The organism is Haemophilus sp. HMSC066A11 (assembly GCF_001811665.1).
In the GTDB taxonomy this organism is placed as follows: Bacteria; Pseudomonadota; Gammaproteobacteria; order Enterobacterales; family Pasteurellaceae; genus Haemophilus; species Haemophilus influenzae.
In genome coordinates this window covers 1-298 of the sequence record NZ_KV805885.1, presented here as the reverse complement: position 1 = coordinate 298, position 298 = coordinate 1, and the positions used below count along the sequence as shown (strand labels likewise).

The window sequence follows — 298 nt, the reverse complement described above, 5'->3', positions numbered from 1 at the left end:
CTTGCCCAGAAATTGGCTTGTTGCTGTTTCGCATCAAAGAATCCTCCCACATACTTATTCAAACGCCCTTTACCTTCGAATAAATAACATTCTGTCGCAGTATTATCGATAAATTGACGGTCATGGCTCACAATTAACAATGTGCCTTGATAATCAGTCAAAATTTCTTCTAAAAGCTCCAATGTTTCTACATCAAGGTCATTGGTTGGTTCGTCAAGAATCAATAAATTATTTGGTTTGAGTAATAATTTTGCGAGTAATAAACGATTTCGTTCTCCCCCCGATAAGGCTTTAACTG

General features: G+C 36.9%; 1 protein-coding gene. It reads right to left on the bottom strand.

Annotation, left to right across the window (positions count from 1 at the left end):
• The coding region (locus HMPREF2813_RS07850; protein WP_148129914.1) for an ATP-binding cassette domain-containing protein at window positions 1–298 on the bottom strand (298 nt) is incomplete at both ends.